This window comes from Alistipes sp. An54 (assembly GCF_002159375.1).
Taxonomy (GTDB): Bacteria; Bacteroidota; Bacteroidia; order Bacteroidales; family Rikenellaceae; genus Alistipes; species Alistipes megaguti.
In genome coordinates this window covers 67,597-81,463 of record NZ_NFIA01000003.1, presented here as the reverse complement: position 1 = coordinate 81,463, position 13,867 = coordinate 67,597, and the positions used below count along the sequence as shown (strand labels likewise).

Sequence of the window (13,867 nt, the reverse complement as noted above, 5' to 3'; positions counted from 1 at the left end):
TTTCTATTTAATTATAAAGGTACATTTTTAATCAGACAAGGTATTAAAAGTCCACGATAATATTTAGACATTTTTGCGTAGTTAGAAACAAGTCTTACCGTTTTCTGCCTCCGTTCCTATTTTTTTGTTCACCCCACGGAAGGTCAGACGATGAGCCACCAGATCCAGTACCAACATGAACCTCCGCCGGTCCTCCAGCGGCAAGGGTAAAAGCTGCACCCAATAGCTCTGTCTGCTTTCCATTTACCTGCTCCTGTGGATCGAATACGGTATTAACAAATTCCTCGTCCGTGATCTGGCCGTTGAAATGTCTTTGGGCCACATCATAGTCTATTTGGAATTTGATGTTCTCAAAAAGTTCATCGCCGACCCGTGTCCAGATGTGAAGCGACGGATTCCGATAGTTTGAGACATTGACACGTACAAGCTCGGCACCGGACGAGAGGCTGTAACGTTGGGGATTGGCCTTGCGGTCAAGCAAACTTATCTGCTTTCGCTGCCTGTCTATGAGTGCATCCTTCTCCTTGAATTGCCGTTCTGCCGCTTCCGCCTGATGAATAGCTTTGTCTATTTCTTTTTGATAGCCGTTTCGTAGCTTTCCGATTTCTGATTTATGTTGTTCCTGCAACCGTGCCTTTTCTGCCTGAAGTTCCTTAATCTGTTTATTGAGTTCAGCAATCAGTCCATCTTTGTTAGCCAGTTCCTTCTTCGCCTTGGAAAGGTCCCCCTTGCCGAACCACGCGAGAATGGTGTTCCTGCCTTCTTGCGCCTTCTCCACATCGGCCTGCAACTTGGCAATATCCTCTTCATATTGTATTACCTGCTGCCTGTAATATTCCGAGTTCGCCTGATGCTTGGCGGTAGATCCGACAATTCCACGCTGCAACCCGAACGGTTTCATGGCCTTGGCATAGCTGTTCTGGTATTCATATAATTTGGTACGACGCATCACATCGTCTGCCGACAGGCGGGGTCCGGACTTCGTTTCATATTTCTTTTCGCCTTCCCGCTTCCTGCGGATACGCTCACCGGTTACAATGGGTACGACTGTGGCGTGCAGGTGTGGGGTCTTCTCGTCCATATGCAGCACGCAGGACACAAGGTTGTCATCACCAAAGGTCTCCCTTAGCCATTTGAGATTGGCATCGATCCAACTGCCCAGTTTGCCGTCATTGGCAATTTCCATCATCTGTTCATGCGTTCCGGTCAGCATTACACGTATTGCCTTTGTCTGGTTCTTGCTGACTTTGCGGCGCAGCCCGGCAGTCTCGATACGGTGCTGTATCGCCTCGGTGCGATTGGACACGCCATCGGGAAATCTGACCAACTCACGGTTGAGATGTGTCCGGTCCGCATCGGCATTAACCGGCACATAAACCTTTCCCTTGGCATCCTTTCTTTCTATATGGCATGACATTCCACTGTCATTACCGCTGCCACGCTGTAGGTGGCAGACAGCGTATTGTGTATTACTCATATCTGTTCGTTATTTTATTGTTATTCTTGTTGTAAAATCCCGTCAGACAGCAGGAGGCATACCGGGAACCTGGGGAGTACCCCGGCTTATGGGCTTTTTGACTGCCGGACGCGAAGCGGAGACGGTGAAAATGCCCTAATAAGCTACGGGATTTTACAACCCCATTTTCACGGGACAGCGAGCTGTCCATTGATTCTCCTTCATTCGATCTTCTCTGCATCCACCAGTTCAAGTCCGAAGGTGTCGATGAAGCTCTGCAACGCTGGATTACGTTGTATCATCCTCGCGAGAATCATCTGTGGCGTATCCTCCATCAGCAGAAAGTCGGCGATGTCCAGTCCCTGGCTACGCTGTTCATCGGTCGCCATCTTCTCCAGCAGGTCGGAACAGATGACACGCCTGCAGATAGTCTCCAGTATCGACAGTCGTTGCCGCCATTCGTCGGTTGCCTTGAGATCAGGGAAAAGGATCACTTCACGTTCTTTCAATACCTGCATGGCCTCGCTGTTGAAACAGCCGTGCATTCCCCCGGTGGCAAGCCATACAAAATCAGGGATGAACAGGGCGGCAACCAGTGCCGTCTTCTCGCTTTCGACAATGGCTACAGGCTTGGCTGACATGGCAGCGGAAGTGTCCGAAAGCAGATGTTCACCGAACAGGCACTGCTTCATGTGGAAATCCGGCACTTTTCTTACAGAATGGACCCAGTTGACTTGATTGAAAGGCTCTTTAATCCGGTGCCCGGTTACGGCATCGTAGCCCATAATCTTGCCTGCACGCACGTTACCCCTGACATCTATCTGCCAAAACACGGTCGAACCGTTCCACATCCTTGACGTGCCGACTTTGTAAACATGGAACAACCTGCCGGCTTCCTCCTTTCCCGCCACTTTGGTGAAGTAACGGTACAAAGGGTTGATGCCGTACCCGCGCATGGATTGCTCCACCCAATCACAGGGAAGATAAGAAATCTCCGGCTCTTGTTCTGTTGGCGATTGTTTTGCTACATACTTTATCGCAAATGCACTGCCGTTCATTTTATGGCCAGCCGATGTTTCCCTTGGATTGTCCCGGAAATATTCTTTCGGGGAATAGTGATAGCCACAACTGTTGATGTGGTCACATTTACCCACGTACCCCGGGAAAGAAATCTCTCCCACCTCGTCGATATAACGGGTAAAGCAGGACTTCCTTCCGCACCCCGGACAGACGGTCTTGCTGCCCGGTTTGTATTTCTGTAGATGGAATCTATATTCGTTCATAATGTTGTCGGTTATGTGTTTCTGCAAATGAATACCACCATTTGCAGTTTGCAGTTCTTGCAGTCCTGCAGGAATTTCCCCTTTTCAGTCCTCGAAACTGCAAAACTGCAAAGACTGCAGGCTGCAACAAGAGATCATCCGTTGCAGTTTCGTGGGGATGATTCATTATTGCTTTCATTGGATTTTCCAGATTTATCATACATGATTTTCTCGTAATGCCCGGCTTTTGATTTCCGGAGAAGCCTGCTGCGGCATAACTCCTTCAGGTAATTCATGACAGTTCGCTCACTGACGCACTGCCGTTCCTTTCCAACGGTTATTGCTGTTTTTGTATCAAAGGTATCAGGTAACATCGACAGTAACATCTTTGGAGGATCTTCACAGGTGTCATTCGCCACGAAAGAACGGATACGCATGTATGATTCCTCAAAATAGTCGTTCAGCCGTATGGCGGCTTTCACCGATGATACATCTATAAACTGCAGGTGACTTTCACCGGACGCGTGGCGCAAAACCTGAATTATCAATGCCAGACGGGCTACATGGGCCGGATGTTTCATTTCCCGGCTGTCCACCTCGGCATCATCCTCTATCCGGTTGATACGCTCCACCTTCCTGTTCCACCAGGAGAAGAAGTATTCCCTGGCCTCCCTGTCCATGGACAGCACGTGGGGTATTTTTTCTTCCGCTTCGGTGTCATAGTCCAACGCAAGGACCTTGTTCAATATATTCTCCCAACGGACTGCAGCGAGGGATGTCCTTTCCCCATCGTCGTCCCGGTTTTTCCAGGATGAAAGCTTGGGGGATTTGGGCATCACGAACAGGATACGGTCAAGCAGCCCGTTTTCCTCGAAACCTTTTTTCAGAAGCTCGTGTACACGCTTAGTTTGCGTGGTTCCGATGATGTTTATGCATGGATGCTCGATGTGTACAGGAACAGGGGAGTTTACCCTGGTAACATCCAAAGCCCCGCCACTCCATGCAGTCAGAAGCTGTTCTATGAGCTGCCCGTTCGTGTAACGGTTGGCGGAATTGAACATGCCCATGATCTCGTCCACCAGAATGACCACGCTTCTCGGGTTATTGTGGTGGGTCAGTAAAAGCGACTCGGGAGTGAAATCAGAGACGACAATACGTTTCAGGACAGGTTTCTTCCCGTTTTCTCCCGCGGCTTTCCATGCCTCCATTTCTGTCTCGTACACCTTGAAAAGGGCATAGTCACGTTTCCGGATCGGGCGATATGCGGCCTCCAGCGGTGGGGTCTTGCCCAGTCCGGGTCTGCCTACCAGAATGACGTACAACGCTCCGCTGCTCTGCCAGTCTCCTTTGATGCGGATACGGTATGCGCCTCCCAGGGCCGCGGATACAGCCGACAACATGGCCGTAGCGATAAACTCGATCTTGTAGTTCTCGTATGTGGCCATATCGAGTATGACAGACTGCACGGCCTGGGGCAGGACCTCCAGCGGGAATCCCGTTCTTTCAATATCCTCCGCCTCCATGCGGATTCTGTTACACAGTTCTAGCCTGCCGGTTGCCATATCACACATTTTTTCTCTTGCAATAGGATGTTACACTCTCGGACTTGTTGCCTGTCTGTACCCGGCGTACATCAGATTTGGCATACATGTTCTTGTTACCGACCTTGACCGGTACGAGATAGCCTCGTTTCGCCCACAGGTTGAGCGTGCCCTCGCACACGTTCAGCAACTCACGGACCTGTTTTGTATTGAGATAAGTCTCCTCCGCTTCACGCAGTATCGCGGCTCTCTGTTCTTCCTGTTGCGCCATGATGGTACGCTGCACGATGGATTCAGCGAACATTTTAAGGTCAGCGGGAGTAACTTCCAGTTTCACGTTCGCTCCTTGCTCGACCAGACTCTCTATGGTAATCATAAATATCAGTTTTGAAGTTTGTGATGACCATCTTCAAAAGTTCCCTGGTGCCCCGCTTCCGATGGTTTATAAAAGAGAAGCACCGCCAGCCCTCGGGAAAGGATTGACGGTGCAAATGTATGTGTAAATTGAAAGTGGTTGATATATAATGATTTGTCTTAAATTGTCATGACAATATAAGTCCGTGTGACAACGTGAAAAGGTTATAATTAGCCTTATTTCTCTGCAATGGCCATCGTGCCTGTACCTGGGATATTACTGATAGCCTGTGCCAATTTCTGGAACAGTTCCCGGTTCTCGTCACTCTCTATCAGGGGTGCCATCTGGTCTTTGCCGTCTTTGATTACGTGCTTTGCCGTCTTCAGGAACCCGACCGACTGCCGTATGGCGCTCTCGCTTTTCAATGACGGCAAATCCGTGAACTGCAATGTCAGCCCCATGCTGTACTCCTTGGCTGTATGCATACCGGCAACCAGACCGAGCTCCTTCAATACATAGAACGGTAATGCCTGATGAATGGCACTTGTATTGACGGAAATAAAGTCGCGGATATGATGTAATACAACTTTCTTGTTCTCGTGATCAAGATAATCGGCGAGTGGCCGTTCCTGGATTTTTTTCTTTCCGGCCACGCGTTGTACAACAGGACCCCTGACGCTGTCTTCGGTCCGGGTTGTAATCGTATCCCTGCTTTCTTCATCGGTTTCCATGTCAGCCGTGATGGCCTGCAAGGCCCATTCGCCGACATGGCCTTTTTCAATGGCGTTGTTCATGGCAAAATACCTGTCCCAGTCTGCCCGGGTTCGGAAACCGTTCTTGATGGATACGTTTATTATCTGCTTGACTACAAGGGAACAGCCCAGCCTGTCAGCATTGTCAGCTTTCGGATTCTTCATCTGTTTCTCTATCATGGAAACCATCGCTTCGAAGCTCTTTCCATAATACAGCCAGCTCAACACGAGCGGTGCCGAAAGGGTGACACCCGGCTTGGAAGATTTGCCGCTAAAAAAGGACTTTATCCTGCCCCACAATGTGACCGGTGGAATGTTGTCGGGCAGAGGATTGTTTTCCTCCCTCTGTTTCGTGTACAGCTCCACGATCTGCCCGGGTACCGCGTTCTCCGCGAACTGCATGTTTATATTTGCAAGGCCATCCGTGCTGTCATCGTTCCAGGACAATTCCCATTCCCGCCTGATACTGGGAAGTTGCCTGAATATGGCTTTGCAGATGGCAAGATACTGCCTCTCGTCACCGTTTGTCATCAGGCGCGAGAAGCGGTTGTATTCTTCACGGTGCGTGTTCTTCCACTGGAGAATATCCTCCTTGAATTGTTCGTATGTCAACTTCTGCTCGTCCATATTCATATTGCATTATCGGTGGATATAAAAGGATAAAAGGATAGATGGAAAATAGAAACGGTCAATCCAGAAGGTTTACCAGCTCCTTCTTCATTTCATCGTCTATCTTACGGTACCGGGCAAAGGCACGGCTACCCTCAGAGTGCCCGGACATGGAGGCAATCAGGTTCGGGTCCTTGACCTGCTTGTACAGGTTCCCGATGAAAGTCTTCCTCGCCGTGTGGGTGGTGGCCACCTCGTACAATGGTCTTGCCACATCCTCGCGCGTCTTCGGGTCGAGCACCCTGACCATACGGTCGATTCCCACGTATTTGAGAATCTCCTTTATTTTCTTGTTGTAGCCGAAATGCGAGAATCTCGGAAGCAGCGCTTCTTCCAGGTCTTTGTACCTTTCCAGTATATCCAAGGCCTTTTGGTTAAGCGGGACCCGTACCGTGCCCGCATGTTCCAGCTTGGTCTTTTGGGGAATGTACTCCACGCAACCGTCCACGATATTCGCCTTGGTCAGCCGGTTCAAGTCACTGACACGGCAACCGATCAGGCACTGGAACATGAAGATGTCACGATAGACCGGATAGTTGGCACCCATGCCGTTTAAGTCGGCATAGTACACCTTGTCCCGTTCTTCAAGCGTCAGGTAGAACGGGTCACCGTACATGGGCTGCGCGATCTGGTACTGGTCGAAAGGATTATTTCGTGTAAGGCCACGTTTGATGCACCATTTGATGACGGTGCGAATGCGGTACAGGCTTCCTGACATGCTGTTCTCGGAACGTACCTGCTCGACATTGCGGCGGACCTCGTTCTGGTAAAACACGGGATACATGTCAACATACTTGTGCTCCTCCTGCAGCCAGAATTTGAAATCCCTTATGTCATCTGCCGTGATGGAGTCAATGCAAAGATGGAAGCCCCTCTGGTGCATGACCTCATGGCGGAAACGCTCGTAACGGAGTACCTTGTTGAGATTGTCAAGATGATGTTTCCGGCTCTCGAACGCGAGCGGGGTCTCGTCAACATATTTTTGTATCTGGTATGACAACAGGTATTCCTCTACCTTGTTGCCGCCCCTTGCATTGATGTTGGGGTGATGGTATTCTTCTATCAGCCCCTTGAGCCAGTTCCCGTCAACTCCACGGCTGTATTCCCTGGTGATCAGGTGGGTGATTTGCTGGATATCCCTGTCGAAAGCGTTCTTCTTCTCTTCCGAGACAAGAGCCACACGTGGTTTGTAGCCTTGCCTCTCCGGACTCCAATGGTTCGGGTTGATGGACAGCTCGCTCGCGGCCTTTATGTCCACACCACCGATATCCCGGACACGGAAATAGACCCGGGCAAGATCTGTCACGTTGTTTTTCGCCGATGTCTTTCTGATAAATGCTGTTACTTTCATATATATATCCTCCTCAGTTTATCATTTCAACAAGTTTTCGTTTCATGTCATCATCTATCGTCCGGTAACGCCGGAAGGCCCTGCTGCCTTCCACGTGGCCTGACATGGAGGCTATCAGGTTGGGGTCCGGAACCTGCCGGTACAGGTTACCTACAAAGGTCTTGCGTGCCGTGTGGCTGCTGGCCACCTCGTACAAGGGCTTCTGTACGGTGTTGTAGCCGTGCGTGTCAAGAATAGTGACCATGCGGTCAATGCCACAATGTTTCAGCAGTTCCCGTATACCCAAATTGTAAGTGTTGATGGGCTTGAAGGGAAGTAGCTTGCCGGTATTCCCGCTATAGCGTTCCAGTATTCTGACCGCCTTTTCATGCAATGGGACCCTGACGGTTTTCGCCTGGCACTTCTTTGTCTTTTGAGGCATATACTCCAGAAAACCGTCCTTGATGTTCTCCTTGGTCATCCTGTAGAGATCACCGACACGGCAACCGACATAACAGTGGAACACGAAAATGTCCCGGATGACAGCCAGTTTCGGGCAGTCGCTCAGGTCTGCGTCGTACAGGACATTCCTCTCTTCCGATGTGAGGTAGAACGGGTCGCCGTAGGTCGGCTCCTTGCAGCCATAAACTGCATAGACTTCGTTGTCGGAATACTTCATTCTCTTGCACCAGTGCAGGAACGTGCAAAAAAGGTTCATGATATTGATGACGGTCGTGTTGGATAGAGGCTTGGGCTTGTGATTAATGAGCATACGGGGAGTATAAAAGTTAGGATACTCCTGGCGGAGCAGGTACTCGTTGGTGACGTACTCCCTGAAGTCGTTCATCTGCCCCAGGGTGACAGTTTCAACGAAGAGCGTGAAGTCAGTATCGCCCAATAAATCACGCCGGTACTCGTGATACCTGGTCATCGTTCGCTCGAAGCGGACGATGTGCTCCTTGGTCCTTTCCGCGCCGTCATATTTTTCCAGGTACTCGTGGATGCGGTGGAGAAGGTTCGGGTGATCACGCTCGAAAGCCCGCGCGGGATGCAGGACATCCTCGATGACCTGTTTCATCCATTTGCCGTCAGCCTTCTCCGAGAAGGTCTTTTCCGCTCTCTCGATGATGGCGGCGATCTGTTCGGGCACCCGTTTCTGCTCAATGGCCGTCACGGCAGTCGTTCGCCTGTAACATAAGGTATCGGTATCCCAATACTTGTCATGGACCGCGATGGGGGAAACCACTTTGATGTCCACGTTCTTCTCCCGTACCCGGAAGCAGATGTTTGAAGTGGTCGCGGAACATTTTTTCAGATAGACGGAAATTTTCATTTGCTATGCCTTTTTGATTACATGACAAAGGTAAATAAATTCCCGAATATGTTCCCATACATCCCGAGGAAACTTGCAACGAATTAAGACAAATTAAAAAGTCATTCCCGAATCTGATACCGCATAAAGTATTGAATATTAGAGGTTATATTTGCACTTGTTTAGCTCTTTTTTTCATTTTCGACTTTATTCAACTTCTCAAATATCAGATATTGCAGTTCCACACTTTCTTTTTTAATAAAATCGCCATTGAGGAGTTGGATGGTCAACGAAGACATTCCTTATGCTAGGATGCATTATTACCGTTCTCTTGTGTATAAACATTGCTATCTGGATCGCTTTGGACATTCTGTGCTGGACCTCCGGGATGTGGCCGGCGGGAGTTGCGGGAATTCTTGCAATCCTCGGATTCCTCATCGCATATACCGTCAGCGAGGAGATATCCATCAGCCCCCGCGACATCTGGACACACTGCGAATTCGACATATTCAAGACGAAACTAAAAAACGCTTGGAGTACGGGATGCCTAATCTGGATCATTGGCTTCATCATCCTCGCAAGCCTGTTTTTAACCTGAACAACATATAATTTATCGCCATGAGTATCTTTGACAATGAAGAGACGCGCCAGATGCGTAAAGAGGCTCGAATTGCTGCTCAAGAGCAACATCGACTAGAAAAAAAAAGAATTGAGTTGGAGGCGGAAGCCCAGCAGAAGGCTCAGGAACGACAGATGGAACTTGAGGAAGAAAAGGCCAAAAATGACCATCGCCGATTCATGGAGCAACAGCGGGAAATGCACCGACTCGAAATCGAAACAGCAAGAAAAAAGGATCAACTGGAACGGGAGCGCCAAAGACAAGAGAAAGAGGAACGAGAAAGAGGCGCCGCCGTATTTGGACCGGGCGGAGAACGCATCATGGGCACATACGTCGGCGAGACCCAGAATGAGAAGCCATTCGGGAAAGGCTGCTTATACTATGACAATGGATATCGGTATGAGGGCGAATTCATCAATGCCTATTACGAGGGAAACGGAACGCTATTCAATGCCGACGATGAAACAATTTACAGCGGAAGTTGGAAACGAGGTTATTACCAAGGCTTCGGAACCCTGCATCAAGAGGATGGGAGCGTCTATACGGGAGAGTTCTTCAAAGGGGCAAAAAACGGCCATGGAACACTCGTATCCACCTCAGGCGAAAAGCTGGAGGGGCAATGGGTTTCTGACAATTTTTATCAAGGAGAGGAGCTCAACGGGAAACCGGAAGGTCGCAGAAAAATGATTTACGCCAATTTCGACAGCTATGAAGGCGAATGGAAACACGGAGAAAAAAACGGGAAAGGAGTATATAAATACCATAACGGGGACCAATACAATGGATTTTTCCGGAATGACCAACCGGACGGTCCCGGAATGATGACCTTTGCCAACCACAATATTTACGAGGGCGAATGGGTCGCAGGAGTTCGATCCGGGAAAGGCATCATGAAATACGCCGATGGAAATACCTATGACAGACAATGGGCAAACAACAAACCGTTTGGAGAGGGTGAAATGCACTATAAAAACCGCGATTATTATTCCGGATCGTGGGATGGAACACCTAATGGAAACGGCACCATGCGATATGCAAACGGAGACCAATTCGAAGGGCCCTGGAAAAATGGCAAACGAAACGGTTTGGGATTAATGACCTATGCCAATGGCGACAGCTTCTATGGCACATGGAAAGATGATGCACGATCAGGCCTCGGCGTCTCCTACACCAATGGGCGAATCCGAAAAAGTTATTGGGAGGACGACCTGGAGAACAACTCGATTTCATCTATTTTCAAGCATCCTAAAATCGATCCTAAAATCCGATCTGCTATCTCCAAATATGAAAAGAGATTAAAATCGGCCGCGCGCCCCATTTCGGATTCTCATCCAAACACCGCCACGAAACCAACTGCAACATCCAAAAGACGGCTTATTGTCTTATTGGCTATCTGCATAATAGGCGGAGTCATATTCACTCTAGTCCATTTCTGCGGGAATGGTAACCCTGGGGAAAAGATCTCGGAGGCCATTGCTTCCGGGAAAATGGATCAGGCTTACAGACTTTACAGCAAGAATCCCTCTGCCCTATCGTTTGACACCCAAAAGCAACTAACACTCGGATTGATGGGGTTAAATCAGAAGGCGAAGGCCTTGCAAGTCTTTGAAACGATTGATGCGTATGATAAAAAGAAAGTGGACTTGGCAATTCAAATGATAACGTTCTATGCCCAAAACGGGGATCTGACATCTGCGGCTGAACTATATGCACTAAGCAAACAATATCCGGAGGTTATCAAGGCTTACAATGAAATTACCGCCCGGCAAAAGAAGGTGCTTTCCAACTCAGAATCAGTTTCAAGAGACAGTACGAAACCAACGCCAACCAAAGCTCGCGAAATTCGATGGATCAACGGGAAACAGTATGCCATCATCCCGGCGACGGAATGGGTTGCATCCGCCACGCTGCCTCCGATGGGCAAATTCTCCTACGAGGCCGAAAATCTGGCCGACGGAGACTTGAAAACGGCATGGGCCATGAAACGTACCCAAGGACAATATCTGAGCCTGACATTGTCGGATGACATCGATCTGATCGGCATATACAATGGATATGTCAAGACGGATGCAGCTTTCCTCAATAATGACCGAGTCCAGCAAATGGATCTGCTTATTGATGGAAATTTCATCACATCCATCACACTCGAAGACAAAAAAGAATGCCAATACATTAATATCCAAGCCAAACAAAATCAAACTTTAAGATTTAACTTAAACACATTCTATTTCGGCGAAAAATACGACGACGTCAACATCAGCGAAATTATACTTTTCCAAAAAAGCAAAGACTAGAACAAAAGATGAAAAATAGTATCAAAAATTCCGGATTAATCATTCTTGGCATCCTGCTCGGATGGGGCATATCTCACCTCTGGCATTCATCTGGCAATCAAGAAAAAGAAGAACCCGCATCCTTCAAGACTGATAGAATCGATACGCGGCCAGCGACAGCCCAATATCAGGACACAATAAGCCTTCGGCTAAAACGTTACGGTCTTATTGACATCCAGAATCTCGACTCTTCAATTCTCGTAAAGTTAGCATATGCAACTCCAGATAATTTCACGAAGTCAAATTTATATGGCAACCTGAACAGAGCCTATCTGGAACCGGGCTTTGCGCACAAAGTTGCACAAGCACAAAAGGAGTTGCACAAGCAACACCCCCAGTATACAATCTTGATATGGGATGCCTCCCGACCGATCAGCGTACAACGGAAGATGCGCAAGATTGTCGAAGGAACCAAATATGAAAAATATGTCGCCAACGGAGATCGGGGCGGGCGACACAACTATGGAGTCGCAGTCGATTTAACAATTGCCGACAGCCTTGGAAATCCTTTGGACATGGGAACTCCTTTCGATTATTTTGGAGATGCAGCCCACGTTGGGAACGAAGACCAACTGGTCAACGCCGGTATCATATCTTCAGAAGCCCGACAAAATAGGCAATTGTTATATCAAATTATGAAGAAAGCCGGGTTGATCCCCTATCGTCGGGAATGGTGGCATTATGAAGAACCCATCCCAATGTCCGAAGTGCGTAAAAAATACCTCTTACTCGATTTTTAGCCTTACTCCATTCTAAAAATTAAGAAACCTCTCGCAATTAAGAATGAGTGGCACCTTCATTAGCGCCACTCATTTTTAATTCCCATTAATAATTTTCTGAATTTTACGATATACCAACGTCCTAATCATCGGATTCAGACTCTTCATCCATGCAAAAGGGACACACATCCAGATCTCGATTTTCTTCCGTCCATACGAGAAATTCAACGTCATCATCAATCATATAATCTTCAAGACTATGCAAACAAAAATTCGCATCCACAAGAACCAGCACAGAGATACACTCATATATGTGCAACTCTTCTAGTTGAGTATTATAATGTAAATCCAACCATTCACAATAATAGGGATTCTGACTCATATTTAAGAATCTCAAATTGGGACAATGACGGACACATAAATAATCGATATCACAAGAACTGCAATCCAAGAACTCTAATTTTTCATTTTTAATGCATAGGCCTTTTATATTGTTAGTGGAGCAATCCAGATACGTCAAATTTCTAAAATATTCCAAGCCATCCAGCGACTCAATTTCGTTACAAGAACAATCGATTCGCAAAACTTTTAATGCCTCCTCTTCCGAGATCTTTCCATCTCCATCTAAATCGAAATTCTCTACACAATACTGTTCAAAACGCTTATCTATAAAAGCTACAAATTTTTCCTCTTTTTTTACCATAATTTTAAATTCAATTTAAATTCCCCTTCGCCGGTTTTAAGCCGTCATACTTGGGTGTTTAATTTTTACTTCTTAATTTATATTTACCGCACGGATCAAGCGGCTAAAATAGTCGGGCTAAGACTCCTCCGTTTTTGCTGTAAATCAAAACACAGACAATCTCCTATTTGTTGTAAATGATGGATAGCCAAATGTATCGACAGCATATTTCTCTAACAAAAAAACAATTATCTGGTTCGCAATTCAGATACTCTTGGCACATTCACCCCACAACACACTATATATTCATCATTTTCTAATAACTTCAAAGGGATGTCTGTAATAAGAAATGAATTTACTGCAGGATTGAGTAATATTTTTTTGTTGAACCCTTCAAATACAGCCATACATTCCGCGGCTGGTATTGAAGTTTTAACGGTTGCAATCTTTGACTCAACATTCTCATCAACAGATTCAATAACAGTCTCCAATTGACGAGTAGGTCCTTTCCGAATAATATCCGCAATACGACGAGCATACTCTTCGGGAATATCGAAGCCAATTATCACGTAGTGTTTATTAGGCTTAAATTTCTTCGAAAACTTGGCAGTTCTGCAGGGCAATAATCTTTCCGGAACTATCGACTTGTCTACCACAAGAATGATATTCGAAGCAGACTTCAAACTCCGCACATTATAGCGACGCTTTAATTCTTTGACGAATCGCATGGCATCAATATCATTTTCAAATACATATCGAGAACTATCTATTAAATTTTGTTTCATAATTTCGCTATTTTTGTTTGTTGAAAATATTTTTTATATCAGGCTACCAACG

Annotated in this window: 11 protein-coding genes; 2 read left to right on the top strand and 9 right to left on the bottom strand. The window is 47.2% G+C overall.

The window, feature by feature from the left end; genetic code table 11:
• Positions 1-94: 94 nt before the first annotated feature.
• The 7 genes from mobV to B5G09_RS03980 all read right to left on the bottom strand — a co-directional run bounded on the left by mobV (position 95) and on the right by B5G09_RS03980 (position 8,698).
• The gene (mobV, locus tag B5G09_RS04010) at positions 95-1,477 is read right to left on the bottom strand and encodes a MobV family relaxase (RefSeq protein WP_021993839.1); all 1,383 of its coding nucleotides are present in this window, start codon (positions 1,475-1,477) and stop codon (positions 95-97) included.
• A 200-nt stretch (positions 1,478-1,677) separates the two neighbouring features.
• The gene (locus B5G09_RS04005) at positions 1,678-2,739 is read right to left on the bottom strand and encodes a DUF6371 domain-containing protein (protein WP_087404272.1); all 1,062 of its coding nucleotides are present in this window, start codon (positions 2,737-2,739) and stop codon (positions 1,678-1,680) included.
• A 134-nt stretch (positions 2,740-2,873) separates the two neighbouring features.
• Entirely contained in the window at positions 2,874-4,280 is a 1,407-nt protein-coding gene (locus B5G09_RS04000; RefSeq protein WP_241147561.1) for a DUF3987 domain-containing protein, read from the bottom strand.
• A gap of 1 nt (position 4,281) precedes the next feature.
• Positions 4,282-4,635 carry a helix-turn-helix domain-containing protein gene (locus B5G09_RS03995; protein ID WP_004328966.1) on the bottom strand — a complete coding sequence of 118 codons (354 nt, stop codon included), beginning with the start codon at positions 4,633-4,635 and terminating at the stop codon, positions 4,282-4,284.
• A 215-nt stretch (positions 4,636-4,850) separates the two neighbouring features.
• Positions 4,851-5,999, bottom strand: a complete 1,149-nt coding sequence (locus B5G09_RS03990) for a DUF6043 family protein (RefSeq protein WP_087404142.1) — start codon at positions 5,997-5,999, stop codon at positions 4,851-4,853.
• Positions 6,000-6,054: 55 nt separating this feature from the next.
• Positions 6,055-7,386, bottom strand: coding sequence for a tyrosine-type recombinase/integrase (locus tag B5G09_RS03985; protein ID WP_021993843.1), 1,332 nt, complete (start codon positions 7,384-7,386; stop codon positions 6,055-6,057).
• A 13-nt stretch (positions 7,387-7,399) separates the two neighbouring features.
• The gene (locus B5G09_RS03980; RefSeq protein ID WP_087404141.1) at positions 7,400-8,698 is read right to left on the bottom strand and encodes a site-specific integrase; all 1,299 of its coding nucleotides are present in this window, start codon (positions 8,696-8,698) and stop codon (positions 7,400-7,402) included.
• Positions 8,699-9,295: 597 nt separating this feature from the next.
• On the opposite strand from B5G09_RS03980, the gene B5G09_RS03970 reads away from it, so the two are divergent.
• On the top strand, positions 9,296-11,590 hold the full coding sequence (locus tag B5G09_RS03970) for an MAP7 domain-containing protein (protein WP_087404139.1): 2,295 nt from the start codon (positions 9,296-9,298) through the stop codon (positions 11,588-11,590).
• A gap of 8 nt (positions 11,591-11,598) precedes the next feature.
• A complete protein-coding gene (locus tag B5G09_RS03965) occupies positions 11,599-12,369 on the top strand; it encodes a M15 family metallopeptidase (RefSeq protein WP_087404138.1) in 771 nt (256 codons plus the stop codon).
• Between the two features lie 121 nt (positions 12,370-12,490).
• On the opposite strand, the gene B5G09_RS03960 is transcribed toward B5G09_RS03965, so the two are convergent.
• Positions 12,491-13,051 carry a leucine-rich repeat domain-containing protein gene (locus B5G09_RS03960; protein ID WP_087404137.1) on the bottom strand — a complete coding sequence of 187 codons (561 nt, stop codon included), beginning with the start codon at positions 13,049-13,051 and terminating at the stop codon, positions 12,491-12,493.
• Positions 13,052-13,278: 227 nt separating this feature from the next.
• Complete coding sequence (locus B5G09_RS03955) at positions 13,279-13,815, bottom strand: hypothetical protein (RefSeq protein WP_143256473.1); 537 nt, start codon at positions 13,813-13,815, stop codon at positions 13,279-13,281.
• Positions 13,816-13,867: the final 52 nt, after the last annotated feature.